The organism is Ectopseudomonas composti, assembly GCF_001567565.1.
Lineage (GTDB): Bacteria > Pseudomonadota > Gammaproteobacteria > Pseudomonadales > Pseudomonadaceae > Aquipseudomonas > Aquipseudomonas composti_A.
In genome coordinates this window covers 86,143-110,301 of sequence record NZ_LSSW01000020.1, presented here as the reverse complement: position 1 = coordinate 110,301, position 24,159 = coordinate 86,143, and the positions used below count along the sequence as shown (strand labels likewise).

The 24,159-nt window shown below is 64.4% G+C and carries 27 protein-coding genes; 13 read left to right on the top strand and 14 right to left on the bottom strand.

The window, feature by feature from the left end; genetic code table 11:
* Nucleotides 1–72 precede the first annotated feature (72 nt).
* A complete protein-coding gene (locus PCLY_RS06500; protein ID WP_061238471.1) occupies nt 73–546 on the top strand; it encodes a thioesterase family protein in 474 nt (157 codons plus the stop codon).
* A gap of 56 nt (nt 547–602) precedes the next feature.
* Here the strand turns inward: PCLY_RS06500 and PCLY_RS06495 are convergent, their stop codons facing one another.
* Nucleotides 603–998 carry a YkgJ family cysteine cluster protein gene (locus PCLY_RS06495; protein ID WP_061238470.1) on the bottom strand — a complete coding sequence of 132 codons (396 nt, stop codon included), beginning with the start codon at nt 996–998 and terminating at the stop codon, nt 603–605.
* A gap of 229 nt (nt 999–1,227) precedes the next feature.
* Here PCLY_RS06495 and PCLY_RS06490 point away from each other — a divergent pair, with 229 nt between their 5' ends.
* The 7 genes from PCLY_RS06490 (at nt 1,228) to PCLY_RS06460 (ending at nt 10,592) form a co-directional block, all read left to right on the top strand.
* Nucleotides 1,228–4,839 carry a DUF2339 domain-containing protein gene (locus tag PCLY_RS06490; protein WP_061238469.1) on the top strand — a complete coding sequence of 1,204 codons (3,612 nt, stop codon included), beginning with the start codon at nt 1,228–1,230 and terminating at the stop codon, nt 4,837–4,839.
* Nucleotides 4,836–6,179, top strand: a complete 1,344-nt coding sequence (locus tag PCLY_RS06485) for a DUF3999 domain-containing protein (RefSeq protein ID WP_061238468.1) — start codon at nt 4,836–4,838, stop codon at nt 6,177–6,179. Before PCLY_RS06490 ends, PCLY_RS06485 begins: the two co-directional genes overlap by 4 nt.
* Before the next feature lie 192 nt (nt 6,180–6,371).
* Nucleotides 6,372–8,072 (top strand): histidine kinase N-terminal 7TM domain-containing diguanylate cyclase, encoded by a 1,701-nt coding sequence (locus PCLY_RS06480; protein WP_061238467.1) that lies wholly within the window; start codon nt 6,372–6,374, stop codon nt 8,070–8,072.
* Nucleotides 8,073–8,107: 35 nt separating this feature from the next.
* A complete protein-coding gene (locus PCLY_RS06475) occupies nt 8,108–9,115 on the top strand; it encodes a class 1 fructose-bisphosphatase (RefSeq protein WP_037004510.1) in 1,008 nt (335 codons plus the stop codon).
* Nucleotides 9,115–9,717: a DUF924 family protein gene (locus PCLY_RS06470; protein ID WP_061238466.1), complete on the top strand. Its 603-nt coding sequence runs from the start codon at nt 9,115–9,117 to the stop codon at nt 9,715–9,717. Before PCLY_RS06475 ends, PCLY_RS06470 begins: the two co-directional genes overlap by 1 nt.
* A gap of 69 nt (nt 9,718–9,786) precedes the next feature.
* Complete coding sequence (bamE, locus tag PCLY_RS06465; protein ID WP_061238465.1) at nt 9,787–10,038, top strand: outer membrane protein assembly factor BamE domain-containing protein; 252 nt, start codon at nt 9,787–9,789, stop codon at nt 10,036–10,038.
* 11 nt (nt 10,039–10,049) lie between these two features.
* Nucleotides 10,050–10,592 (top strand): lipocalin family protein, encoded by a 543-nt coding sequence (locus PCLY_RS06460; RefSeq protein WP_061238464.1) that lies wholly within the window; start codon nt 10,050–10,052, stop codon nt 10,590–10,592.
* Nucleotides 10,593–10,634: 42 nt separating this feature from the next.
* On the opposite strand, the gene PCLY_RS06455 is transcribed toward PCLY_RS06460, so the two are convergent.
* Nucleotides 10,635–11,072: a hypothetical protein gene (locus PCLY_RS06455; RefSeq protein ID WP_061238463.1), complete on the bottom strand. Its 438-nt coding sequence runs from the start codon at nt 11,070–11,072 to the stop codon at nt 10,635–10,637.
* A gap of 78 nt (nt 11,073–11,150) precedes the next feature.
* Here PCLY_RS06455 and pip point away from each other — a divergent pair, with 78 nt between their 5' ends.
* Together pip and dtd are read left to right on the top strand one after the other, a co-directional pair.
* Nucleotides 11,151–12,122, top strand: coding sequence for a prolyl aminopeptidase (gene pip / locus PCLY_RS06450; RefSeq protein WP_061238462.1), 972 nt, complete (start codon nt 11,151–11,153; stop codon nt 12,120–12,122).
* Nucleotides 12,119–12,556 carry a D-aminoacyl-tRNA deacylase gene (dtd, locus tag PCLY_RS06445; protein WP_061238461.1) on the top strand — a complete coding sequence of 146 codons (438 nt, stop codon included), beginning with the start codon at nt 12,119–12,121 and terminating at the stop codon, nt 12,554–12,556. Before pip ends, dtd begins: the two co-directional genes overlap by 4 nt.
* 43 nt (nt 12,557–12,599) lie before the next feature.
* On the opposite strand, the gene PCLY_RS06440 is transcribed toward dtd, so the two are convergent.
* From PCLY_RS06440 to ubiE, 9 genes are all read right to left on the bottom strand, one after another.
* Nucleotides 12,600–13,310 carry a 16S rRNA (uracil(1498)-N(3))-methyltransferase gene (locus PCLY_RS06440; protein ID WP_061238460.1) on the bottom strand — a complete coding sequence of 237 codons (711 nt, stop codon included), beginning with the start codon at nt 13,308–13,310 and terminating at the stop codon, nt 12,600–12,602.
* Nucleotides 13,307–14,107, bottom strand: a complete 801-nt coding sequence (tatC, locus tag PCLY_RS06435) for a twin-arginine translocase subunit TatC (RefSeq protein ID WP_061238459.1) — start codon at nt 14,105–14,107, stop codon at nt 13,307–13,309. The genes PCLY_RS06440 and tatC overlap by 4 nt, the downstream gene beginning before the upstream one ends.
* Nucleotides 14,104–14,448 carry a Sec-independent protein translocase protein TatB gene (gene tatB / locus PCLY_RS06430; RefSeq protein WP_061238458.1) on the bottom strand — a complete coding sequence of 115 codons (345 nt, stop codon included), beginning with the start codon at nt 14,446–14,448 and terminating at the stop codon, nt 14,104–14,106. Before tatB ends, tatC begins: the two co-directional genes overlap by 4 nt.
* Before the next feature lie 3 nt (nt 14,449–14,451).
* Complete coding sequence (gene tatA, locus PCLY_RS06425; RefSeq protein WP_061238457.1) at nt 14,452–14,685, bottom strand: Sec-independent protein translocase subunit TatA; 234 nt, start codon at nt 14,683–14,685, stop codon at nt 14,452–14,454.
* 22 nt (nt 14,686–14,707) lie between these two features.
* Nucleotides 14,708–15,043 (bottom strand): phosphoribosyl-ATP diphosphatase, encoded by a 336-nt coding sequence (locus PCLY_RS06420; protein WP_061238456.1) that lies wholly within the window; start codon nt 15,041–15,043, stop codon nt 14,708–14,710.
* A complete protein-coding gene (gene hisI, locus PCLY_RS06415) occupies nt 15,036–15,434 on the bottom strand; it encodes a phosphoribosyl-AMP cyclohydrolase (RefSeq protein WP_061238455.1) in 399 nt (132 codons plus the stop codon). Before hisI ends, PCLY_RS06420 begins: the two co-directional genes overlap by 8 nt.
* A 70-nt stretch (nt 15,435–15,504) precedes the next feature.
* Complete coding sequence (gene ubiB / locus PCLY_RS06410) at nt 15,505–17,088, bottom strand: ubiquinone biosynthesis regulatory protein kinase UbiB (RefSeq protein WP_061238454.1); 1,584 nt, start codon at nt 17,086–17,088, stop codon at nt 15,505–15,507.
* Nucleotides 17,085–17,702 carry a ubiquinone biosynthesis accessory factor UbiJ gene (locus tag PCLY_RS06405; protein WP_061238453.1) on the bottom strand — a complete coding sequence of 206 codons (618 nt, stop codon included), beginning with the start codon at nt 17,700–17,702 and terminating at the stop codon, nt 17,085–17,087. The genes ubiB and PCLY_RS06405 overlap by 4 nt, the downstream gene beginning before the upstream one ends.
* The gene (ubiE, locus tag PCLY_RS06400; protein ID WP_061238452.1) at nt 17,702–18,472 is read right to left on the bottom strand and encodes a bifunctional demethylmenaquinone methyltransferase/2-methoxy-6-polyprenyl-1,4-benzoquinol methylase UbiE; all 771 of its coding nucleotides are present in this window, start codon (nt 18,470–18,472) and stop codon (nt 17,702–17,704) included. Before ubiE ends, PCLY_RS06405 begins: the two co-directional genes overlap by 1 nt.
* A gap of 147 nt (nt 18,473–18,619) precedes the next feature.
* Here ubiE and PCLY_RS06395 point away from each other — a divergent pair, with 147 nt between their 5' ends.
* From PCLY_RS06395 to PCLY_RS06385, 3 genes are all read left to right on the top strand, one after another.
* A complete protein-coding gene (locus PCLY_RS06395) occupies nt 18,620–18,895 on the top strand; it encodes a polyhydroxyalkanoic acid system family protein (RefSeq protein WP_061238451.1) in 276 nt (91 codons plus the stop codon).
* A gap of 203 nt (nt 18,896–19,098) precedes the next feature.
* Nucleotides 19,099–19,545 (top strand): phasin family protein, encoded by a 447-nt coding sequence (locus PCLY_RS06390; RefSeq protein ID WP_061238450.1) that lies wholly within the window; start codon nt 19,099–19,101, stop codon nt 19,543–19,545.
* A 10-nt stretch (nt 19,546–19,555) separates the two neighbouring features.
* Entirely contained in the window at nt 19,556–20,380 is an 825-nt protein-coding gene (locus PCLY_RS06385; RefSeq protein WP_061238449.1) for a phasin family protein, read from the top strand.
* 91 nt (nt 20,381–20,471) lie between these two features.
* Here PCLY_RS06385 and PCLY_RS06380 read toward each other — a convergent pair whose 3' ends face one another.
* From PCLY_RS06380 to phaZ, 3 genes are all read right to left on the bottom strand, one after another.
* Nucleotides 20,472–21,086 carry a TetR/AcrR family transcriptional regulator gene (locus tag PCLY_RS06380; RefSeq protein WP_061238448.1) on the bottom strand — a complete coding sequence of 205 codons (615 nt, stop codon included), beginning with the start codon at nt 21,084–21,086 and terminating at the stop codon, nt 20,472–20,474.
* 70 nt (nt 21,087–21,156) lie between these two features.
* Nucleotides 21,157–22,839: a class II poly(R)-hydroxyalkanoic acid synthase gene (gene phaC / locus PCLY_RS06375; RefSeq protein ID WP_061238447.1), complete on the bottom strand. Its 1,683-nt coding sequence runs from the start codon at nt 22,837–22,839 to the stop codon at nt 21,157–21,159.
* 326 nt (nt 22,840–23,165) lie between these two features.
* Nucleotides 23,166–24,023, bottom strand: a complete 858-nt coding sequence (phaZ, locus tag PCLY_RS06370) for a poly(3-hydroxyalkanoate) depolymerase (RefSeq protein ID WP_061238446.1) — start codon at nt 24,021–24,023, stop codon at nt 23,166–23,168.
* Between the last annotated feature and the right edge of the window lie 136 nt (nt 24,024–24,159).

Genomic DNA, 24,159 nt, shown 5'->3' with positions numbered 1-24,159 from the left:
GCCTCCTATCGTGCGCCCCTCTCCCATTTATGAGAGAGGGGCCGGGGGAGAAGGCCTAATCGGAAGCCGAACATGAATCTACCAACCTATCGGACCATCATTTCCCCCGATTGGGTCGACTACAACGGCCACCTGCGCGATGCCTTCTACCTGCTGATCTTCAGCCATGCCACCGATGCGCTGATGGACGTGCTGGGGCTGGATGAGGCCGGCCGCGCCCGTACCGGCCACACGCTGTACACCCTGGAATGCCACCTCAATTTCCTGGCGGAGGTGAAGGAGGGCGAACGGGTAGAAGTGCGCACCCAACTGCTGGCGCACGACGCCAAGCGCCTGCATATCCACCATGGCCTCTACCGGTCGGGCGAAGACGCCAGCCTGGCGCAAAGCGAGCAAATGCTGATGAATATCGACAGCGCAGCTGGCCGTGGTGCGCCATTCGACGAGCAAGTGGCGCTCAGGGTGGGGCAGTTGGCCAGCGAGCATCAGGGATTGCCACAGCCGGACTGTGTTGGCCGGCTCATCGGCCTGCGCCGCGCTTCCTAGGCTGTCGCGCGGCCCTCTAGGGCGCACGCCTCCGCGTTACTCCCGCGCGGCAACCCTTATTTGGGCTTGTACGCGCAGTACCCCGGTCGTGGGCCAACCTTGGGATGGTGGCGGCAGGTGTCCGGACGTTTCTCGTAGACGGTGCACAGGCGCGTCTTGCGGTCGAGGAACAGGCAGTCGTTGTTGGACATGCGGGTCAGGGTGAAAATGCCCGATTTCTGGTTGAAGCGCTCCACCACGCCGTCCTTTTGCAGACGTTTGGCGATGTTCTTCGGCGGTTCGCTGCGTTCGAACTCGTCCACCAGTTCCAGGCGGATCAGGTCGTTCAAGCGCACTTCCACCGGCAGGGTGCAGCAACTGGAGATGCAGCTGTGGCACATGTCGGCGGTGTATTTGGCCCAGGTTTCCAGGCGATCGATCTCTGCAGCGGCTATCAGGCGGGGCTTCATCATGGTTTGGCTATCGTGCGGTCGGTGCCGCTGCTGTCACGGGGCGGCGATGATAGCGGGCGCGTGGCGTTTGTGAAGCACCGGCTGGCGGCTGATTGCGATGCGTTGTGCCTGTGAACGGCTTGGCAGTCGTCTCTCTGGGTGTTGGTCGATGCGACTCCTATACTGTGTGCCCGTCTCGGGTGGCTGCTAGGTGCGCGAGGCGATCTTTCTCAGGGTTGGGACATAACGCATGCAATGGATCTTCATGCTGGTCGGTTTGGTGCTCGGCGTGGGCGCCAGCGAATCGGTCACCGGTGCACTTCTCGGCGGCTTGATCGGCCTCAGCCTGGGCCAGGCGCTGCGCCTGCAGGGGATGGAGGCGCGCAATGCGCAGCTGGCCGCGCAGCTCAAGGATTTCGCCGAACGTTTCGAGCGCGGCACCCGCGCCATGCACGAGCGCCTGCTCAAGGTGGAGCAGGGCGAATACGGCGAGCCTGAGCCAGTGCCTGCCCCGGCACCTGCTGAACCCGTTATCGACTTGCCTCCCGAGCCTACGCCCGAGCCGGTCGCTGCCGAAGAACCCGTGCCGGAGCTGGACTGGACGCTCGAAGCCGTGCCGGAAACCGAAGCGCCGCAACCTGTCGATGAGCCCGCACCGCTGGCCGCGCAGGTCGCCCACCAGCCGCAGCCTGCCCCACAGCAAAGCCCCTGGCGCGAGCGAGCGCCGCGCGAGCCGAACCTGGTCGAGCGCGGTATCGCGGCGGCCAAGGCCTGGCTGTTTGGCGGCAATACCGTGCTGCGGGTCGGCGTGGTGCTGTTGTTCCTTGGCCTGGCCTTCCTCCTGCGTTACGCCACCGAAGGCGTCGAGGTGCCGATCGAGCTGCGCTACATGGGCGTTGCGGCCAGCGCCCTGGCCTTGCTCGGTCTTGGCTGGTGGCTGCGGCGGCGTAACCGCAGCTATGCCCTGGTGCTGCAGGGTACCGGCATCGCCGTGCTCTATCTGACGGTGTTCGCCGCCATGCGCCTGCACCCGTTGCTCGATCCGGGCATGGCCCTCGGCTTGCTGGTGGCGGTGACGCTGTTCTCGGCCATTCTCGCCGTGCAGCAGAATGCCCTGGGCCTGGCGGCGGCTGCCGCGCTGGGCGGCTTCGCCGCGCCGATTCTCACCTCCACTGGTAGCGGCAACCATGTCGCGCTGTTCTCCTATTTCGCCCTGCTCAATGCCGGCATCTTCGCCATCGCCTGGTTCAAGGCCTGGCGTCTGCTCAACCTGATCGGCTTCGTCGGCACCTTCGGCATCGGTTTCGCCTGGGGTCTGCGTTCCTACACACCGGAGCTGCTGTGGAGCACCGAGCCGTTCCTGGTGTTGTTCTTCCTGATGTACGTGGCCATCGGCCTGTTGTTCGCCCGTCGCACCCTGCGTGACGCGGCAGATGCCCCGCAGGCACGCGACGAACTGCTGCGCTGGTCGCTGCGCCGCGGCGATTACGTCGATGCCACCACGCTGTTCGGCCCGCCACTGGTCGGCTTCGGTCTGCAGGTCGCACTGGTGCGGCATATCGAGTTCGCCGCTGCATTCAGCGCCCTCGGCCTGGGGCTGTTCTATCTGCTGCTGGCGCGGGTGCTCACGGCACGTGCTGGCCAGCGCGCCTTGCTGCTGATGGAAACCTGCCTGGCGCTCGGCGTGGTATTCGCCAGCCTGGCCATTCCGCTCGCGCTGGATGCGCGCTGGACCAGCGCGGCCTGGGCCGTGGAGGGCGCCGGCATCTTCTGGCTGGGGCTGCGTCAGGGCCGACCGCTGGCGCGTGCGTTCGCCCTGTTGCTGCAGCTGGGCGCCGCCCTGGCGTTCGTCAGTGCTCTGGATTACGGCCATGACCGCCTGCTCGACGGCTCGCCGCTGGGCGCGCTGATGCTCGGTGTGGCCCTGCTGTTCAGCTATTGGCAGCTACGCCGGGCGCCGCAGGCCGCCAGTGCCCGGGAGAGCCGCTTGCAACCCTGGCTGGGCCTGGCGGGGTTGGCGTTTCTCTATCTGATCGCTCCGCTGCTGTTCGAGGCACCCGGCACCGCCATCGCCTGGGCGTTGGCCGGCCTTGCGACGCTGTTCGTCGGCCTGCGTATCGCGGCACCGAGCTTCGTCTACAGCGCCTTCTTCATCCAGTTGCTCGGTGGCCTGCTGTTCCTCGGCCAGATGGCACTGGATTCACTGTTCGGCCGTGGCGGCTTCAGCGCTGGTTGGTTCGGCCTGCTGGCAGCGTCGATGGTCGGCCTGGGGCTGATCGCCGGGATGCTGCTGGCCGCGCGTGATCCGCAGATCCGCGACAATCGCCGTCTGCTCGGTGCCCTGTCGATGGTGATGCTGGTGGGGCTGGTGTTCATCAACCTGGCGGTGCTGTTCGTGCTGCCCTGGGTGGCGGCTGCCGCGGTGTGGGGCGGCACCGGGCTGTTGATTCTGTGGCTGGCGCTGTATCTGCAGCAGCGCGCGGCCTTCCTGTTCAGCCTGGTGCTGCAGGTTTTCGCTGGCCTGGCCTTCCTCGCGGCAGGGCCGCTGCTGCTCTCGGGCATCAGTGGCGAGGGCCTGTCACCGCTCGCACACACCGGTTTCTGGACGCCGGCAGTGCTTGGCCTGGCTGCGCAGATCGGCGCCTGGCGCTTGCACAGTCTGGCGCACAGTGGGCGGGAAACTGGGCTCGATGGCATCAGTCTGCAACGCTTGGGTCAGCTTTTGCTGGCTTGGGGCGCGGCCTGGTGGGCGCTGGCCCTGGCCAGTGAGGTGCTGCGCTTCGTCAGTGTCGATCTGCAAGCCAGTGCGCTGCTGGTACTGGCCGCCGCGTCGAGCCTGGCCTGGATGCTGCTGGCGCTGCGCACTGGTTGGCGCGACCTGGCCGTGCTGTGCAGCCTGCTGGCGCCGGTGGCAGGTCTGATCCTGGCTTATGCCTGGCATCCGCTGTATCACCCGGCGGCGAACTTCGGCTGGCTGGGTTGGGGCGCTGTGATCGCCGTGCATCTGCTGATGCTGAGGCGCCTGAGCGGGTTGCTACCGAGCAGCGCGGCCAGCGTTGCCCATGTGCTCGGCTGCTGGTTGCTGATCGCTGTGTTGGCGCTGGAGCTGCGTTACCTGCTGCTGAGCCTGTCCGATCACTACAACGCCTGGCGCTGGCTGGGCTGGGCGCTGCTGCCCACCGCTTACCTGTGGGCGATGGCGCAGGCGCGGCGCTTGCCCTGGCCGATTGCCAGCTTCGAGCGCGAATACCGCCTGTGGGCGGCGGCGCCGCTGGCCGCACTGATGCTCATCTGGTTCTGGCTGGCTAATGCCAACAGCGCCGGCGACAGTGACCCGTTGCCCTACTTGCCGCTCATCAATCCGCTGGAGCTGGGCCTGCTGCTGTGCCTGGGTGCGCTGTTCGTCTGGGCGCGTGATGCGCTGCCGCGCTTTGGTCTGGAACCTGTGCGTGCGCAGCAATTGGTGCAGGGCGTGGCAGGGGTGTCGCTGTTCGCGCTGCTGACAGTGATGGTGATGCGTTCGGCGCATCACTGGGGCGGCGTGCCCTGGCAGACGTCGGCGCTATTGGACTCGATGCTGGCACAGGCTGGCTGGTCCATTGTCTGGACCCTGATCGCCCTGGCATTGATGCTGTCGGGCCATCTGCGCGTACGTCGCGAGCTGTGGCTGGTCGGCGCTGCACTGATTGCCCTGGTGGTGGCCAAGCTGTTCTTCGTCGAGCTGGGTAACCGCGGCGGTCTGGAGCGCATCGTGTCGTTCATCGGGGTCGGGGTGCTGCTGCTGGTGGTGGGCTATTTCGCCCCGCTGCCGCCGCGCAAGGCCGACGATACTGCGGCCAAGGAACAGGAGTCTGCCGTATGAGGTTCATCCGTTGGGGCCTGCTTCTGGGTTTATCGCTGAGTACACTCGGCCAGGCCAGCGAGCAGCTGCAGGATTATCGGCACAGTGCCGCCCTGCAACTTGCTGGTGAGGGGCCCTGGTATCGCCTGGAGCTGCCATTCGCTGCTCACCTCGCTGCCGGCTATGGCGATTTGCGCGATCTGCGCGTATTCGACAGCAAAGACCAGATGCAGGCCTATGCGCTGATTCCGGGGCACAGCGAGACGCTGCAGCATGAGCAGGAACACGGCGTGCGCTGGTTTCCGCTACGGGGGCGTGTCGATGCTCAGGAGATGCCCGCGTTACGCGTCGAGCGCAGTACCAGCGGTACCCTGATCGAGCTGCGTGGCGATGCGCCGGCGACAAGCGGGCAGCAGTTGCGGGGCTGGCTGCTCGATGCCAGCGCCATCGATGCGCCGCTGGTGAGTCTGAACCTGGAGTGGAGCGCAGCCGAAGACGGATTCCAGCGTTTCAGCATCGAGGCCAGCGACGACCTGCAGCACTGGCGCAGCTGGGGAGAAGGGCAGGTGGCCCGCCTGAGTTTTGCCGACGAGCGCATCGATCAGCGCCAGGTCGAGTTGCCCGGGCAGCGTGCCCGCTATCTGCGCCTGCTGTGGAGCAATCCTACCCTGGCCCCGCAACTGGAGGCCGTCACCCTGCGCAGTCAACGGCAGGATCATCAGGCGGCGCCTCTGGTGTGGTCCGAGGCCATGCCGGCACAGGCCAATGGTGAGGGGCAGTACCAGTGGCAGTTGCCGCTGGCTCTACCGCTGGAGCGGCTACGTATCGAGTTGCCGCAGAGCAATACCCTGGCGCCGCTGCGTTTCGAGGCGCGTACTAGCGACCAGGGCGCCTGGCGTCAGCTGGTCAGCGGGGTTCTCTATCGGCTACCGGAGGCCGGGCGCGAGGTGGTCAACGATGAATTGGCCCTGCCCGGCTGGCCAGTGCGCCAGCTGCGTGTGCAAGTGGATGCCCGTGGTGGCGGCTTGGGCGCGGATACGCCAGACATGCGGGTTGCCCTGCGCGCCACGCAGCTGGTGTTTCTCGCCCGCGGCGAAGCGCCCTATCGACTGGCGCTGGGCCGCCTAAATGCACAGTCGGCGGCATTGCCGCTGCAAACCCTGATTCCCGGTTATCAGGCGCAACGGCTGGCCAGCCTGGGGCGTGCCGAGTTGGCCGAACCGCTTGGCGCCCCGGTCGATTCGCAAGCGGGCTCCACTCAGCACTGGCAGCGCTGGGGACTCTGGGCTGTACTCTTGCTGGGAGTCGGCTTGCTGGCGGCGATGGCCGCCAGCCTGTTGCGCCGTCCGCCAGACGCCTGAACGAGGCGCTACGGACCAACAAACCCCTGCTGCGGCAGGGGTTTTGCAGTATCTTAGGCACCTTGCGCTAATCCAGCATTGAAGGTCAGGAAGGCCCTTGCGTATTTCGATTCGCGTCACTGCCCAGTCGTCCAGTGTCGCTTGTGTCCGCGACTCACGCACTGCTTCGCCGGGAATGCGGAGGGGGCGCTGATGCACGCGTGCATGGCTTCCGGCTGGAGCCTGTCGGCGCCAGTGCTGGGAACGCTGCTGGTATGTCTCGGCGTGATCCTGCTGGCCTGCTGGGTCACCCGTCAGCGCGACTTCCCTGGGCGTGACAGCTTCTTCCTGCTGCACCTGGCCAGCCTCTGGTGGATGGTCGCTGCAGCGTTGGAAATGGCCTTCCTCAGCGCCGACTGCAAGATGTTCTGGGCCAGCATGGCCTGGCCCGGCATCGTCGCCACGCCCACGTTCTGGGCGGTTTTCCTCTGGCAATACGTCAACAGCATGCGCACGCCGCTGGCGCGTAGCAGCATCCTCGGGCTTGGTCTGGTGCCACTGCTGGTCTGGGGGCTGGCGCTGAGCAATCCCTGGCACGGCTTGTTCTACGGCGCTGGCAGTGCACCGATCGACGCCAGCCTGGGTGCGCCCGTGCGTTACGAGCATGGCCCGCTGTTCTACGCCACGGCCGTTTATGTGTACCTGTTCATGGCCTTCTGCATGGGCGTTGTCACGCGTGCCGCTGCGCTCAGCCAGGGGCTGCATCGCCGCCACTACCTGGCCTTCGTGCTGGTCACGGCTGTGCCCTGGGCGGCCAACGTAGGTTACGTCGTATTCGGTTGGACCCTGTTCGGCTTCGATCCGACGCCCTTCAGTTTCGCGTTCACCCTGTTGGCTTTTTCCTGGCTGATCGTCGGCGTGCGTCTGTTCGATCTCCTGCCGGTAGCGCGTCACCTGCTGCTGGAGGCCTTGCTCGATCCGGTGCTGGTGATAGACCCACGGGGCCGTGTGATCGAGGCCAACCCGGCAGCGCTGAGGCTGGCGGGCCTGCAATCAGGATGGCACGGCATGGCATTGGCGCAGTGGCCGGTTTTCGGCGCCGACGTGCAACGACTGCTGCAAGAGCGCGGCGCTACCGAGGCGGACGTGCCGCTGACGCTGACCTGCGCCGCGCGCTACTACGAGTTGCGGGTGCGAGGCATCCAGCGCGTCACTCGTCATGGTCCGACTCTGCTTGGCCATATGCTCTATATCCGTGACGTGACCCAGCGCCACCTCAGTGAGCTGAAGCTGGCCGAAGCCCTGGCACTCAGCGAGGAGCGCCTGAGCACCATCTCCAGCCTGCATGAGCAACTGCGTGAGCAAGCGCTGTGCGATCCGCTGACAGGGCTGTACAACCGTCGTTACCTGGACGAATTCTTCGCCCGCGAGCTGGCCAGGGTACAACGCGAAAAGTTGCCGTTGGGGTTGGCGCTGATCGATCTCGATAACTTCAAACGCCTCAACGACGAGTGCGGCCACCTGGTCGGCGACGATGTGCTCAAGGCCGTCGCCCAGCACCTGCTGGACAACCTGCGCAGTACTGACGCGGTATTTCGTATCGGCGGTGAGGAGTTTCTGTTGATACTGCCGGGCGCCGACCCGCATGAGGCCGGCGAACGCCTGCAGAGCATCTGCGCGCAGCTGGCCGCTCAGGATGTCGCCACCCGGGGTGGTGATCAACGCGTGACCCTGTCTGCCGGCCTGGCCCACTGGCCTGAGCAAGGGCAGGCGCTCGACGAGCTGCTACAGGTCGCCGATGCCGCGCTTTACCAGGCCAAACGCGACGGACGTAACCGCGTTTGCGACCTGCTGACAGAGGCCAAACCCAGCCATCCATCCCGGCAGGCAGCATTGCGCGGCGACTCGGGTTAAACTGCGCGCGATTTTTTCCCTTTCCGGAGCCGTCCATGTCCCGCGTCACCCTCAGCCGCTACCTGATTGAGCAGACCCGCAGTCACAACACCCCGGCCGACCTGCGTTTCCTTATCGAAGTCGTGGCACGGGCCTGCAAGGCGATCAGCCATCAGGTCTCCAAGGGCGCCCTCGGTGGTGTACTGGGCAGCCTGGACAGCGAGAACGTGCAGGGCGAAGTGCAGAAGAAGCTCGACGTGATCTCCAACGAGATCCTGCTTGAAGCCAACGAGTGGGGCGGTCACCTGGCCGGCATGGCGTCCGAGGAAATGGACAACGCCTACCAGATTCCCGGCAAGTACCCGAAAGGTGCTTACCTGCTGGTTTTCGACCCGCTGGACGGCTCCAGCAATATCGACGTCAACGTCTCGGTCGGCACCATCTTCTCCGTGCTGCGCTGCCCTGAGCGCAATGGCCAGACCGGTGACCTGGGCGAGGAAGCGTTCCTGCAGCCGGGTACCCAGCAGGTCGCGGCCGGTTACGCCATCTACGGCCCGCAGACCATGCTGATGCTGACCCTTGGCGACGGCGTGAAGGGCTTCACCCTGGATCGTGAACTGGGCAGCTTCGTGCTCACCCACGACAACATCAAGGTGCCCGAGTCGACCAAGGAATTCGCCATCAACATGTCCAACCAGCGCCACTGGGAAGCCCCGGTGCAGCGCTACGTCTCCGAGCTGCTGGCCGGTGAAACCGGGCCGCTGGGGCGTAACTACAACATGCGCTGGATCGCCTCGATGGTGGCCGACGTGCATCGCATCCTCACCCGTGGCGGTGTGTTCATGTACCCGCGTGACGCGCGCGAGCCGGACAAGCCGGGCAAGCTGCGCCTGATGTACGAAGCCAACCCCATGTCGATGATCATCGAACAGGCCGGTGGCGCTGCAACCGACGGCAGCCAGCGTATTCTCGATATTCAGCCCACTTCGCTGCATCAGCGCGTGCCGGTCTACCTCGGCTCGAAAGAAGAAGTGCTGCGCATCACCGCGTACCACCGCAACTGATGCAAGCCTGGCAGCCGTTGCTCGACTGGTGGTTCGGGGCCGATCACGGCCCGGCCACCGAGGTGGCCGCTGCGCGCCAGGGGTTGTGGTTCGGCAAGCGCGACAGCCAGGACCGTGAGGCCGAGGCGCGTTTCGGCGCGCTGGTCGAGCAGGCCCTGGCTGGCGAGCTGCAAGGCTGGGCGGACGACCCGCAGGGCTGGCTGGCGCAACTGATCCTGCTCGATCAGCTACCGCGCATGATCTTCCGCGATACGCCTCGCGCATTCGCTGGCGACCCACTTGCCCGTCCGCTGCTGCGCGCTGGCCTGGATCGCGGTTGGGATCGCAGGCTGACGCCCATCCAGCGCGTCTTCGCCTACCTGATCTTCGAGCACGCCGAGGATCTGCCCTTGCAGGACCGCGCGGTCGAGCTGTTTGGTGATCTGCTGAGCGAGGCCGCTGCCAATGAGCAGCCATTGTTCGCGAACTTCCTCGATTTCGCCGAGCGTCATCAGCGGGTGATCGCCCGCTTCGGCCGCTTTCCCCATCGCAATGCGATTCTTGGTCGCACCTCTAGCGCCCAAGAGCTGGCCTTTCTGCGGGAACCCGGCTCGAGTTTCTGAACTCCAAGCGGGCAAGTCGTCGCCGGCTATGCCAAGCTTGCTGGCACCTTCCCATCAGGAGCTTCATCCATGTCGATGCGTATCTTCGCGTTGCTCGCCTGTTGCCTGCTTGCCGCCTGCGGCAAGGTCAATCAGGAAAATTATTCCAAGCTCGAAGCGGGCATGAGCAAGCAGGAAGTGGAAAGCCTGCTCGGCGCGCCGGGCGAGTGCGCGGGTGCACTCGGGATGACCAGTTGCACCTGGGGCGACGACAAAGCCTATATCAGCGTCCAGTACGCCGGGGACAAGGTCATGCTGTTCTCCGGCAAGGGACTCAAGTAACAGGAGCCTCCATGCGTTCGATCCTCATCGCCAGCGCCATTCTCGCTCTGGCAGGCTGCGCCAACTCGGGTACCGGCAGCATCTCCAAACCGCCACCGCAGACCATGCAGGTCGACCTGCAGCGCTACCAGGGCACCTGGTACGAGCTGGCGCGCCTGCCGATGTTCTTTCAGCGCAATTGCGTGCAGTCCGAAGCGCATTACGGCCTGCGTGATGATGGTCGTATCGACGTGACCAATCGCTGCCGCGACAAGGATGGCGAGTGGATCGAGGCCAAGGGCGTCGCCGAGCCTCAGGTCGAAGGGCAAACCGACAAACTGTGGGTGCGCTTCGACAACTGGGCCAGCAAGCTGCTGCCGATCAAGGGCGACTACTGGGTGATCTACCACGACGAGGATTACCGTGTGGCGCTGGTCGGTCACCCGGAGCACAAGTACCTGTGGCTGTTGTCACGTACACCGGAGGTCGATCAGGAAACCCGCGACAAGCTGCTCGAGGTGGCGCGTGAGCAGGGCTACGTCACCTCGGATCTGATCTGGCGTCAGGCTGACTGACTCAGCGCCCGTGCTGGCCCGGATGCGAGCCGGGCCAGGCCTTCATTCCCAGTCCAGGCGCGCAAGTTTCCATTCGCCGCCATCGAGCCACCATTGCAGCTTCACCGAGTAGTGCCGCGCGCTGTCGGGAATCAGTCCTTCTGCGCCGCTAAGGCCCACCTGCGCCTCGGTGTAGCCCTTGCTGCTGATTGCCGGGTCGATCCAGCTGTTCTTGCCCAGGGCGATCACCTTGACGTTCTTGTGGCGCAGGAACAACAGGGTCATGGTGCGCTTGGCCCACTCGCTGTCGAGCTCCTGACGAGCCAGGAAGTCGCCATGCAGCTGGTCCATTACCGCGCCAGTACGCTTGGTTTCGATATTGTCCTGCAGCTGCTGCACAGCGGCTTCCAGAGCGGCCTGCGGATCGTCACGAGCGCCGCAGCCGACGAGCAGCAGGCTGAGAGAAATAAACAGCGACCAATACAGTTGACGCATCGACATGCTGAACGTCCTTTTCATGGTTATGATGCCGGGCAGAGTGGAACACGGCAGTTGTAGCCCAGCCAACAGGAGCCAACCATGCAGACTTTGTACCCGGAGATCAAACCCTACGCCCGCCACGAGCTGGCGGTCGAGCCGCCGCACGTCCTCTATGTCGACGAGAGCGGCTCGGCGGACGGGTTGCCGGTACTGTTCATCCATGGTGGCCCAGGCGCCGGCTGCGATTCGGCCAGCCGCCGCTATTTCGACCCCGCGCTGTATCGCATCGTCACCTTCGACCAGCGCGGTTGCGGTCGTTCCACGCCGCACGCGAGCCTGGAAAACAACACCACCCAGGCATTGATCGGCGATATCGAGCGCATTCGCGAGCACCTGGGGATCGACAAGTTCGTGTTGTTCGGTGGCTCCTGGGGTTCCACCCTGGCGCTGGCCTACGCGCAAGCGCATCCACAGCGAGTGCACGGGCTGATCCTGCGTGGCATCTTCCTGTGCCGGCCGCAGGAGTTCAGCTGGTTCTATCAGGAGGGCGCCAGTCGCCTGTTCCCCGATTACTGGGAAGACTATGTCGTGCCCATCCCCGTGGAGGAGCGTGGCGACCTGATGCAGGCTTTCTACAAGCGCCTGACTGGCGCCGACCAGATCGCCCAGATGCATGCTGCCAAGGCCTGGTCGACCTGGGAAGGTCGCACCGCCACCCTGCGCCCGAACAATCAGGTGGTCGACCGCTTCAGCGAGGCGCATCGGGCGCTGTCCATCGCTCGTATCGAGTGCCACTACTTCGTCAACGATGCCTTCCTCGAACCGAACCAACTGCTCCGTGACATGCCGAAGATCGCCCATCTGCCGGGCATCATCGTGCATGGTCGTTACGACGCCATCTGTCCGTTGGACAATGCCTGGGCGCTGCACCAGGCCTGGCCCAACAGCGAGTTGCAGATCATCCGCGACGCCGGTCATTCGGCGGCGGAGCCGGGCATTACCGATGCGCTGATCCGCGCCGCCGAGCAGATGGCCCGACGCCTGCTCGACCTGCCGCTGGAGGATGCATGAAGCTGCTGATCCAGCGCGTCAGCGCCGCCAGGGTCGAGGTCGAAGGTGAGGTGGTGGGCAGCATCGACCAGGGCCTGCTGGCGCTGGTCGGCATCGAGCCACAGGATGATCAGGCCAGTGTGGGGCGGGCCCTGCACAAGCTGCTCGGCTATCGCGTGTTCAGCGACGAGGCGGGCAAGATGAATCGCTCGCTGACGGACGTGCAGGGCGGCCTGTTGCTGGTGTCACAGTTCACCCTCGCGGCCGACACCAAAAGCGGCATGCGCCCCAGCTTCTCCAGTGCTGCGCCGCCCGCGCAGGGCGCCGCGCTGTTCGATGCCCTGGTCGAGCGCGCACGCAGTGAGCATGAGCAAGTCGCCACAGGGCGCTTTGGCGCCAACATGCAGGTGCATCTGGTCAACGACGGGCCGGTGACCTTCTTGCTCGAGGTATAGCGTGTAGGGCGGGGAACGCGAAGCGTGTTCGCCGCTGAGTCCCTCAGAACAGTCTTGCCAGCAACACCGGTACCGCCGTTTCAACGCGCAGAATGCGCTCGCCCAGCTGCACCGGCTGCAGGCCGGCGGCCTCGCGTAGCAGTTCCACTTCGTAGGGGATCCAGCCGCCTTCCGGGCCGATGGCTAGCGTCACGGGCTGTTCTACCGAGCGAGGGCAGGTTGGGTAGTCGCCGGGGTGTCCGGTCAGGCCGAGGGTGCCGGCCGCCAGTGCCGGTAGGCGATCCTCGACGAAAGGTTTGAAGCGCTTTTCGATGCTGACCTCCGGCAGTACGGTATCGCGCGCCTGCTCCAGGCCAAGGATCAACTGCTCGCGAATCTCCTCGGGCTGCAGGAAGGGCGTCTGCCAGAAGCTCTTTTCCACCCGGTAACTGTTGACCAGCACCAGGCGCGGTACACCCATGCTGGCGATGGTCTGCAGGGTGCGCTTGAGCATCTTCGGCCGGGGCAGTGCGAGGATCAGCGTCAGTGGCAACTTGGCCGGTGGCGCCTGGTTGAGTTCGACGGCGAGCTCGGCGCTGTCGGCATCCAGGCTGAGCAAATGCCCTTCGCCCATCAGGCCTCCCAGGCGCCCTACACGCAGGCGATCCCCGGCTTCGGCGCGGTGTACCTCATGCAGATGCTTGAGGCGCCGACCACTGAGACGCACTCTATCGACGCCGATGAAGTCGGCGTCTTCCAGTAGCAGCAGATTCACGGCTGCGGCGCGGGTGGCTGGTCTTCGGGTTTGGCTTGGTCTTCAGCCTCTTCCTGCTCTTGCTTCTGCTTGCGCTTGAGCAGCGCGCCAGCCAGCAGGCCGCTTTCGAACAGCAACCACATCGGCAGCGCCAGCAGCGTTTGCGAGAACACGTCCGGCGGCGTCAGCACCATACCGACGATGAAGCAGCCAACGACCACGTAGGGACGGCTCTTGCGCAGCGTGGCGACGTCGACCAGGCCCACCCAGATCACCAGGAAGGTGGCGATGGGGATCTCGAAAGCCACGCCAAAGGCGAAGAACAGGGTCAGGACGAAGTCCAGGTACTGACCGATGTCGGTCATCATCGCCACGCCTTCTGGCGTCACGCTGGCGAAGAAGCCGAACATGATCGGGAAGACCACGAAGTAGGCGAAGGCCATGCCGGCGTAGAACAGAAAGATGCTGGAAATCAGCAGCGGCACTGCAATCCGTCGTTCGTGGGTATAGAGCCCCGGTGCGATGAAGCCCCAGGCCTGATGCAGGATCACCGGCATGCCAAGGAACAGTGCGCACATCAGGGTCAGCTTGAACGGCGTCAGGAACGGTGAGGCGACACCGGTGGCGATCATCGTCGCGCCGGCCGGCAAGTAAGCGCGTAGCGGCGCAGCTACCAGGGCGTAGATGTCCTGAGCGAAGTAGAAGAGGCCGGCGAAGATCAGCAGGATGATCACGACGCAGCGCAACAGGCGAGTACGCAACTCGGTCAGGTGCGAGACCAGAGGCATTTCCTGGTCGTCTTGCGGGTTTCTGCTCATGGCTGGGGATTCTTGTCCTGAACGCTCGGGGTCGCTTCGGCTGTCGGTTTGGCGCTGCTTTCGGCAGGCGGGCTGGTGCCGTTGCCGGTGCCTAGGATGTCCTGCTTCATCGCATTCATCTCGCGCTCAAGCTCGAGAATTCGCTCGTTGTGCAGCTGGCGACGAATTTCATCGGCGCCGATCTCGCGCTCCACCTCGGCCTTGATCGAGTTGAAGCTGCGCTTGATCCGGCCGATCCACAGGCTGGCCGTGCGCACCGCGCCTGGCAAACGCTCAGGGCCGAGCACTACCAAGGCCACCAGGCCTACCAGCAGCAGTTCGGTAAAACCGATGTCGAACATGGCTTAGTCTTTCTTCGCCGGCTCTTCGACCTTGCGTGCCTGGGCGTCGATGGTCTGCCCCTTGGGCTCTTCGACGGCCGGCTTGTCGGCTTCGCCGTTGTCCATCGACTTGCGGAAGCCCTTGACCGCGTCGCCCAGATCCGAGCCCAGGTTCTTCAGGCGCTTGGTGCCGAACAGCATGACCACGATGAGCAGGATGATCAGGAGTTGCCAGATGCTGATACCGCCGAAACCCATGATGAGTTCTCCGTTGTGAAAGTTATTCGGATTGCGGTCGCGCGGCTTTTTCCGCGTGGCCAGAGAGGCCGAAACGGCGATCCAGTTCATCCAGCACGGCCTGTGGATGCTGGCCGAGGGCGGCGAGCATGACCAGGCTGTGGAACCACAGATCAGCGGTTTCGTAGATCAGGTCCTTGCAGTCGCCGCTGTTGGCGGCGTCCTTGGCGGCGAGGATGGTTTCCACCGATTCCTCACCGACCTTTTCCAGAATCTTGTTCAGGCCCTTGTGATACAGGCTGGCGACATAGGAGCTGTCCGGTGCTGCACCCTTGCGCGCTTCCAGTACCTCGGCCAGACGGCTAAGAGTGTCACTCATGGCTGTGTCCTGCATAGATGGCGTGCGGATCTTTGAGTACGGCGTCGACGGTTTTCCAGGCGCCATTCTCGTATACGCGGTAGAAGCAGCTCTCGCGCCCGGTGTGGCAGGCGATGCCTCCCAGTTGCTCGACCATCAGCACGATGACGTCGGCGTCGCAGTCCAGACGTAGCTCATGCAGCTTCTGCACGTGGCCGGATTCTTCGCCCTTGCGCCACAGTTTGCCACGCGAGCGTGACCAGTAGATGGCACGCTGCTCGCTGACGGTGAGGGCGAGGGATTCGCGGTTCATCCAGGCCATCATCAGGATGCGGCCGGTCTTGTGATCCTGGGCGATGGCCGGCACCAGGCCGTCTTCGTTCCAGTGGATTTCGTCGAGCCAATCGTTCATCGGTGTTCCAAGTCTGCCGGGGTTGCCGGACTGTCAATTCGCCAAGTGTGCCAGTGCCGTGGCTAGCTGGCTATCGGCGCAGCACCAGATAGAGGCCGCCGCCGACCATTAGCCAGGCAGGCCAGGCGGCGAGCAGCGGCGCCAGCCCCTGAAGGGTGCCGGCGCCAATCAGTGCAGCACCGAGCAGGCGCAGTGGCCAGCGGTCGCTGCTGGGTCGCTGTTCTTCGCGTTGCGATTGCTGCAGGCGCTGCAGCGTGTCGCGGGCGATCTGCGACAGGTGTGGCACCTGTTCGGCCTGTTGCTGCAGGTTGCGCAGCAGGTGCAGGGGGCTGATGCGCTCGCGCATCCAGCGTTCGAGGTAGGGCTGGGCGGTGCTCCACAGGTCCAGGTCCGGATAGAGCTGGCGGCCCAGGCCTTCGATGTTGAGCAGGGTTTTCTGCAGTAGCACGAGTTGGGGCTGCACTTCCATGTTGAAGCGTCGCGCGGTCTGGAACAGGCGCAGCAGCAACTGACCGAAGGAAATATCCTTCAGCGGCCGCTCGAAGATCGGCTCGCACACAGTGCGGATCGCCGCTTCGAATTCGTTGACCTTGGTTTCTGCCGGCACCCAGCCCGAGTCGATGTGCAATTGCGCGACCTTGCGGTAGTCGCGTTTGAAGAAGGCCAGCAGGTTGCGCGCCAGGTAGTCCTGGTCCTCGTCGGTGAGGCTGCCGACGATGCCGCAGTCGATGGCGATGTACTGCGGGCTCCAGGGCGTGCGGGTACTGACGAAGATGTTGCCGGGGTGCATGTCGGCGTGGAAGAAGCTGTCGCGGAACACCTGGGTGAAGAAGATCTCCACGCCGCGCTCGGCCAGCAGCTTCATGTCGGTGCGCTGGTCGGCCAGGGTCTCCAGGTCGGTCACCGGGATGCCGTAGATGCGCTCCATCACCAGCACCTGGTGACGGCACAGGTCCCAGTACACCTGCGGCACGTAGAGCAGCGGCGAGCCGTCGAAATTGCGCCGCAGCTGGCTGGCGTTGGCCGCCTCGCGCAGCAGGTCGAGCTCGTCGTAGATGGTCTTCTCGTAATCGCTGACCACTTCCACCGGATGCAGGCGGCGGGCGTCGGCGGAGGCTTTCTCGGCGATGCGCGCGATCAGGAACAGCCAGGCCAGATCCTGGCGAATGACCGGTTTGAGGCCAGGCCGCACCACCTTGACCACCACTTCCTCGCCGGTCTTGAGCTGCGCCGCATGCACCTGGGCCACCGAGGCCGAGGCCAGCGGCTGGCTGTCGAAGCGGGCGAACAGCTCGCTTACCGGGGCGCCAAGCTGACGCTCGATCAGGGCGATGGCCTGATCCTCGGGGAACGGCGGGACGCGGTCCTGCAGGTGCGCCAGCTCGTCGGCGATGTCCGGCGGCATCAGGTCGCGGCGGGTGGACAGCAACTGACCGAATTTGATGAAGATCGGCCCGAGGTCTTCGAGCGCCAGGCGCAGGCGCACACCGCGCGACAGCTCCAGCGGCTTGCGCGGCAGCCAGCGCCAGGGCAGCAGGTAGGACAGCGCGCGCAGCCAGAACGGCAGCGGCAGCTCGAACAGCATTTCGTCCAGTTGGTAGCGGATGACTACGCGCTGGATGCGCAGCAGACGGCGAACGGCAAGCAGCTTCATGCGTCGGACTTATTGGCAGAAGTGAGGCGCTCGATGCGTGCTTCCAGGCGGTCGAGGGCGAGTTTCAGTTGGTCCAGCTCGGCGAAGCGCACATCGGCTTCGCGCTGGCCCACCAGGGTGCGTGACTCTTCGGCCAGGTAGTCGGCCAGGTCCTGCTTGAGGCTGGCGGCGCCATTGGTCGCCAGGTTGACCCGGCTACGCAAATGGCTGGCGAACAGCGTGGTGGCCAGCGGGCCGAGCCAGCGGGATATTTCGTACTCCCAGTCCAGCTCCAGATCCTGGAGGATGCCGGCCAACTGCAGCAGCACGGCGCTGTCGCCATCGAGGGAAACTTCCGGGCGGTGCAGTACAGCGGTCTTGTCGCGGCTCAGGGCCAGGCGCGCCAAGCTGGCGGCGGGGGCGGTGAGGGTACAGTCGGCAGGGGCGTGCCACTGTGATGCCAGTTGCAGGCCAGCGCCGCTGGGCAGGATGAACAGCTCCAGCGTCGGGCTCTGGCAATGCACGGCAATCACCTTGCCGCTGAGCGCCTGTAGGCGCGGCAAGGCCGTGCCGTCGAGGCGCAGAACACGATTGAGGCCGGCTTCGACGCTGGCCAGCAAGCCGGTTATCAGCATCAGGGCTTGATGCCGCGGTGCAGGGCGACGATACCGCCGGTCATGTTGTGGTAGGTGACGCGCTCGAAGCCGGCGTCGACCATCATCGCCTTGAGGGTTTCCTGATCCGGGTGCATGCGGATCGACTCGGCCAGGTAGCGATAGCTTTCCGAGTCATTGGTGATCAGTTTGCCGGCCAGCGGCATGAAACTGAACGAATAGGTGTCGTAGACCTTGGCCAGCAGCGGGTTGCCGGGCTTGGAGAATTCCAGCACCAGCAGACGGCCACCGGGCTTGAGCACGCGCAGCATGGAGCGCAGGGCGTCTTCCTTGTGGGTGACGTTGCGCAGGCCGAAGGCGATGGTGACCACGTCGAAGTGGTTGTCGGGGAACGGCAGCTTCTCGGCATCGGCCTGAACGAACTGCACGTTGCCGGCCACGCCCTTGTCCAGCAGGCGGTCACGGCCGACCTTGAGCATGGAGTCGTTGATGTCGGCCAGTACCACCTGGCCGGTGGGGCCGACGATGCTGGCGAACTTGCGGGTCAGGTCACCGGTGCCGCCGGCGATATCGAGCACGCGGTTACCCGGGCGTACGCCGGACAGCTCGATGGTGAAGCGCTTCCACAGGCGATGCAGGCCGCCGGACAGTACGTCGTTCATCAGGTCGTACTTGGCCGCCACCGAATGGAAGACTTCGGCTACCTTTTCCGCCTTCTGGCTTTCCGGTACATCCTGGAAACCGAAGTGAGTGGTGGGTTCCTGCTCCTGGGCCTTGCGTGGATCGCTCATGTCGCTCTCACCGGGTAGAAAACCGCCCCATTCTAAAGGTGCAGGCAGTCTTTGTCTTGCTCGGGTGCCCGGCCGTGCGGTGGGCTGGTAGAGTGATGTGACCTCATGCCGCAGCCACGCGGCGCGCTGCCAGTTCAAGGAGTTGTCATGTCCCGTATTCGTGTCGAACGATCCCATTCCCTCGGCCGCGAAGCCGCCCGCGAAAAGGCCGAGCGCCTGGCCGAACGCCTGGCCAGCGAGTACGACGTGCGCTATCGCTGGAATGGCGACACCCTGGAATTCAATCGCAGCGGTGCCGATGGCAGCATCGCGGTCGGTGACGATACCGTGCGCGTCGAACTCAAGCTCGGGCTGCTGCTGTCGCCGATGGGCGGCATGATTCAGCGCGAGATCGAGCAGGTGCTGGACAAATCCCTGGTCTGAACAGGCCGCCTCAAGCTTCAAGTCAGTACGTAGGGCGGATGGCGCTGTTTCCATCCGCCAGATGGGGGGAACGGTGACGCGTGATCCTTCCGAGCCGCTGCAGCTGCTCCTAGTATGCGATTTCTAATTTTTCTCCTTAGGGTGTACCCAAGCCTGCAATCCGTGGGCGTTTCCGCTAACTGTCAAAGCGCGTGAGGTGCACCATGTCGAAAGTCGCCGTGAAGAAAAAAGTAGAAACCGTGGTCGAAGACAAAGCCGGTCTGTTCGACGACGTGAAGGGCTATGCCCGCAAGATCTACCTCGCTGGCCTGGGCGCCTACGCCAAGGCGGGTGTCGAGGGGGCCGAATACTTCAAGGAGCTGGTCAAGGCCGGCGAAGGCGTCGAGAGCAAAGGCAAGAAGCTGGTCGACGAGCAGGTAGATGCTGCCAACAGCCAGATCGAATCGGTCAAGCAGTCGGTCAACAGCAACGTCACCAGCGTTAAAGGCAGGGTCGAAGTTCAACTCGACAAGATCGAGAAGGCTTTCGATACTCGTGTGGCTTCCGCTCTGAACCGTATCGGCATTCCGTCCAAGCAGGATGTTGAAGCACTCTCTGCTAAGCTGGATGAGCTGAGCGCGTTGCTCGAGCATGTCGCGCGTACCAAATAAGGAGATCAGGATGGCTGTTAAGAAGAAAACCGAGAAACAGACCAGCTCCTGGATCGGCGAGGTCGAGAAATACTCGCGCCAGATCTGGTTGGCAGGCTTGGGCGCTTACTCCAAGGTCAGCAAGGACGGCACCAAGCTGTTCGATACGCTGGTCAAGGATGGCGAGAAAGCCGAGAAGTTGGCCAAGAGCGAAGTCGACAAGCAGGTCGATGCGGTGAAAACCGGCGTCGGTTCCAAAGTCGGTTCGGCCCGCTCCAAGGTCGATGAAGTGCGGGGCAAGGCGATCGGCAAATGGGGTGAGCTGGAAGAGGCTTTCGACAAGCGTCTGAACAATGCCATCTCGCGTCTGGGTGTCCCCAGCCGCAACGAGGTCAAGGCATTGAACGACAAGGTCGACAGCCTGACCAAGCAGTTGGAGAAGATCACTGGCGTATCCGCCAAGTCGGTCGCCAAGCCTGCTGCTGCCAAAGCTGCGCCGAAACCCGCTGCCAAGGCTGCCGCCAAGCCAGCTGCGAAAGCCGCTGCCAAACCGGCGGCCAAGCCAGTAGCCAAAGCAGCAGCCAAACCGGCCGCTACCAAAGCTGCGGCGAAGCCTGCGGCGGCGGCCAAGCCGGCAGCTAAACCAGCGGCGAAACCAGCAGCCAAGGCGGCCGCGAAACCCGCTGCCAAACCTGCGGCCAAGCCGGCAGCTGCGAAGAAGCCGGCCGCGAAGAAACCTGCTGCGGCCAAGGCAGCAGCGCCGAAAGCGGCTACTCCGGCTCCGGCGGCGCCTGCCGCTGCTACCCCGGCCGCAGCTCCGGCTGCCACGCCTGCAGCGCCAGCTACTTCGTCCTGAGTTTCTCGGTAATGGACAACGCCCGGCCTAGTGCCGGGCGTTTTCATTTCAGGTCGTCGGGCACGCGATGCCTAGCAACGGCGGAGCAGTGTCAGGCTTCCAGATAACGCTGCGCCAGTTGCTCGACGGTGCCGCGTGACGGTTGGTTCAGGTGCGGTGCCACCAGCATCATGATCTGGTACACCACCAGGCGCACTTCGCCTTCCCGGTCGAGAATGCGTTGGTAGTCGAGGGAGAACAGCAGGGTCAGGGTGATCTGCTCGACCAGTTGGCCGAGCGCTTGAGTGCCACTGTTCAACTGTCCGGCGGCCATGAGGCGGGCGAGCAAGGCCGCCAGGGTGCGCTTGAGGGCGTTCAGCCAGTGGCGTATGCCGCGCGCCAGTTTCGGCAGGCGCCCGGTCAGGTTGGACATGTCCTGGAAGAGAAAGCGGTACTGCGACAGGCGCTCGACGATCAGGTGCAGGAACAGCCAATAATCCTCGACGTCCAGCTGGGCTTCCGCAGGTGGATCGAGCAGCGGCGCCATCTCGCTCTGGAAACGCTCGAACAGCTCCAATACCAGCGGCTCCTTGCCGTGGAAGTGGTAGTAGAGATTGCCGGGGCTGATATCCAGCTCGTTGGCGATCTCCAGGGTGGAAACGTTGGGTTCGCCCTGCTCGTTGAACAACTGCAGGGCGGTTTGCAGAATACGTTCGCGGGTTTTCATCCTTGGCTTCTTGTTCGGCTGGGCGCGAAGACCTGACGATAACCGGCCGCTACGCTGCCGGCCATCGCTTTCAGCGGATGTGCACGTAGGTGCCCGGCGCTGCTTCCATGGGCGGATGGCCCTGGTTGCCCAGGGCCATCAGGGTTTCGCGTTGCTCGCCGGAACGGGCCTGGATCCACTCCAGCCACTGCGGCCACCAACTGCCCTGCTGGTGCTGGGCGTCGTGGTACCAGGCGCGTGGGTCGGAGGTGAGCTTGGCGTTCTCGTAGTAGTTGGCCTTGGGGTTGCCTGGCGGGTTGAGAATGCTCTGGATATGGCCGCTGTTGGACAGGATGAAGCGGCGGTTGCCGCCAAGCAGCAGGGTCGAGCGATAGACCGCATCCCAGGGTGTGATGTGATCGTTGATGCCTGCCACGCTGAAGCTGTCGACGGTGACCTTGGCCAGGTCTACCGGCGTGCCGCAGACTTCAAGGCCGCCAGTGCGGCTGAGCGGGTTGTGCTTGAAAAAGTCGATCAGGTCGCCGTGCAGGGCGGCGGGCAGGCGGGTGTTGTCGTTGTTCCAGTAGAGAATGTCGAACGCCGGTGGTTGCTTGCCGAGCAGGTAGTTGTTGACCCAGTAGTTCCAGATCAGGTCGTTGGGGCGCATCCAGGCGAATACCCTGGCCATGTCGCGACCATCCAGCACGCCTTGCTGGTAGGAGCGGCGCTTGGCCGATTCCAGGGTTTCCTCGTCGGCAAAAAGCATCGCCGGGCTGTCGATCTGGCTGTCGAGCAGGCTGACCATGTAGGTGGCGCTGGCGATCTTGCGCAACTGGCGGCGCGCCTGCAGGTGACCTTGCAGGGCAGCGATGGTCAGGCCGCCGGCACAGGCGCCGAGCAGGTTGACATCCTTGCTGCCGGTAATGGCCCGACAGGCGTCGACGGCTTCCTCGACGGCCTGTACGTAGCTCGACAGGCCCCATTCGCGATGCCGTGGGTCGGGGTTGCGCCAGCTGATCATGAAGGTCTGCAGGTCGTTCTTCAGCGCGTACTGGACGAAGCTCTTGTCGTTGGACAGATCGAATATGTAGTACTTGTTGATCTGCGGCGGCACGATCAGCAGCGGACGCAGGTACTGTTTTTCGCTCATCGGCTTGTACTGGATCAGCTCCAGCAGCTCATTGCGAAACACCACCGCGCCCGGGGTGCAGGCCAGATTGCGGCCGACCTCGAAGGCATGCTTGGTGACCTGGCTGGGCAGCCCGTCGTTGTGCAGCAGGTCGTCGAGCAGATGGCGCAGGCCCTTGAAGGCGCTGCTGCCACCGGTATTGAACAGTTCCTTGAGCGCCTGCGGGTTGAGCGGGCTGTTGGAGGGCGACAGGGCGTCACTCATCAGCGAGGCGAGAAAGCGCGCGCGGGCACGGTCATCGGCTGACAGGTCGCTGTCATCGATCCACGCCGCCAACTGCTTCTGCCAGGCCAGATAGGCCTGCAGGCTGCGTCGGTAAAAGGGGTTGAGGTGCCAGGTCGGGTCGGCGAAACGAGGGTCCTGCAGGTTGACCTTGTGCAGGGTGTCGCCGAGCAGTACCCGGCCGAGCTGGCCGCCGAAAGCCAGCAGGTGGCGTCCGCTGCGCACCGGGTTCTTCAGGCCCTGGGCGGCCAGCAGGCGCATGGTCGATAGCAGGTCGCGGCCGCGAACGCCGACTACGGCGCTCTGGGCATTCATGAAACTGGCAGGTGCCGGCAGTGAAGCCGGAGTCGATTTGTCTCGCATGGTGTAACACTCCATCGTCAAACCGCCTGGCAAGCCGTTGAAAACGACCTGCAAGAGACTTTCATGGCGCGGACTGCCTGACGCGCACCTTGTGCTTGTGCACGATGTGCAGCAAGCCCTGTACCAGGCGCGCGGGAGGTCCGTCCCAGAGCGCTGGCTGGAAAATCGAAGGGGCCGATACCGGCCCCTTCTTCGAGCATGCCCTACATTGCGCACTAAGCTGGTGCGGGTCAACAAGCCGTTAGAAAACTGGCTCGGCTCGGGCTTCATGCTTCGCTCTACCTCCTGCATCCATGCAGTCTTCGCCTAGGTTTTCGAACGGTTTGCTAGTGCTGGCGTACGGGTGTTGGCTGCGGGTGCATCACCGCGCGGTGCCGTTCCTCTTCGAGAAACTTCATGATGATCGGGGCCACCGCCTCGGCGCGGGTCACCAGGAACAGGTGGCCGTCGTCGATCACGTGCAGTTCGGCGTTGGGAATGCGCCAGGCCAGCAGGCGCATGTTGATCAGCGGGATCAGCGGGTCGTCGTCGCCCGCCATCACCAGCGTCGGTTGGCGGATCTTGTGCAGCCAGTGGATGCTGGTCCAGCCGAGGCCGGCGAACAGTTGCCAGTAGTAGCCCATCTTGCCGCCCGAGCGCACCTTGCTGGCATGCGCCATGGCCAGCTTGGGGTCACGGCGGAAGGCGCCACCGTAGATGTCCGGGGCGATGCGTACGCCATAGGAGGGCTGCACATAACGCCGCGGGCTCGCCATGCGCCAAAGCACCTTGGGCTTGCCTGGCACCATCACCGCGCCAGCCGAGGTGGCGGCGAGGATCAGCTTCTTGCAGCGTTCGGGGTAGTCATGGGCGAACTGCTGCGCCAGGGCGCCGCCCCAGGACACGCCGATGGCATTGACCTGACCGTAGTCGAGGTAGTCCAGCATGCGTGCCGCGAGCTTGGCCAGGCCGGGGAAGCGATAGGGCATTGCCGGGGTCGAGGAGCCGCCGACACCGGGGACATCGAAGGCAATGATTTCCAGCTCCGGGTCGAGGGCGGCGACGAAGGGCATCACCAGTTCCAGGTTGGCGCCGATGCCATTGAAGATCAGCAGTGGCACCAGTTGGCTGTTGCCCGGCCGCACCGCGGTGCGGATGGTCTGCCCATCGAGGTCGATGGTGCGGAATACAAATGGTTGCGGCATGGGCGCAGCCCCTGTGGAGTTGAGCGCTGGAGAGGGCCATCCGGGCCGCCTCCAGGGTTACCAGGATCTACCTGGTTCGCCGCGCCGGTTGGCCCGTCGAGGCGTGCGGCACTTCCCGGTGCCGCTGCGGTTGATG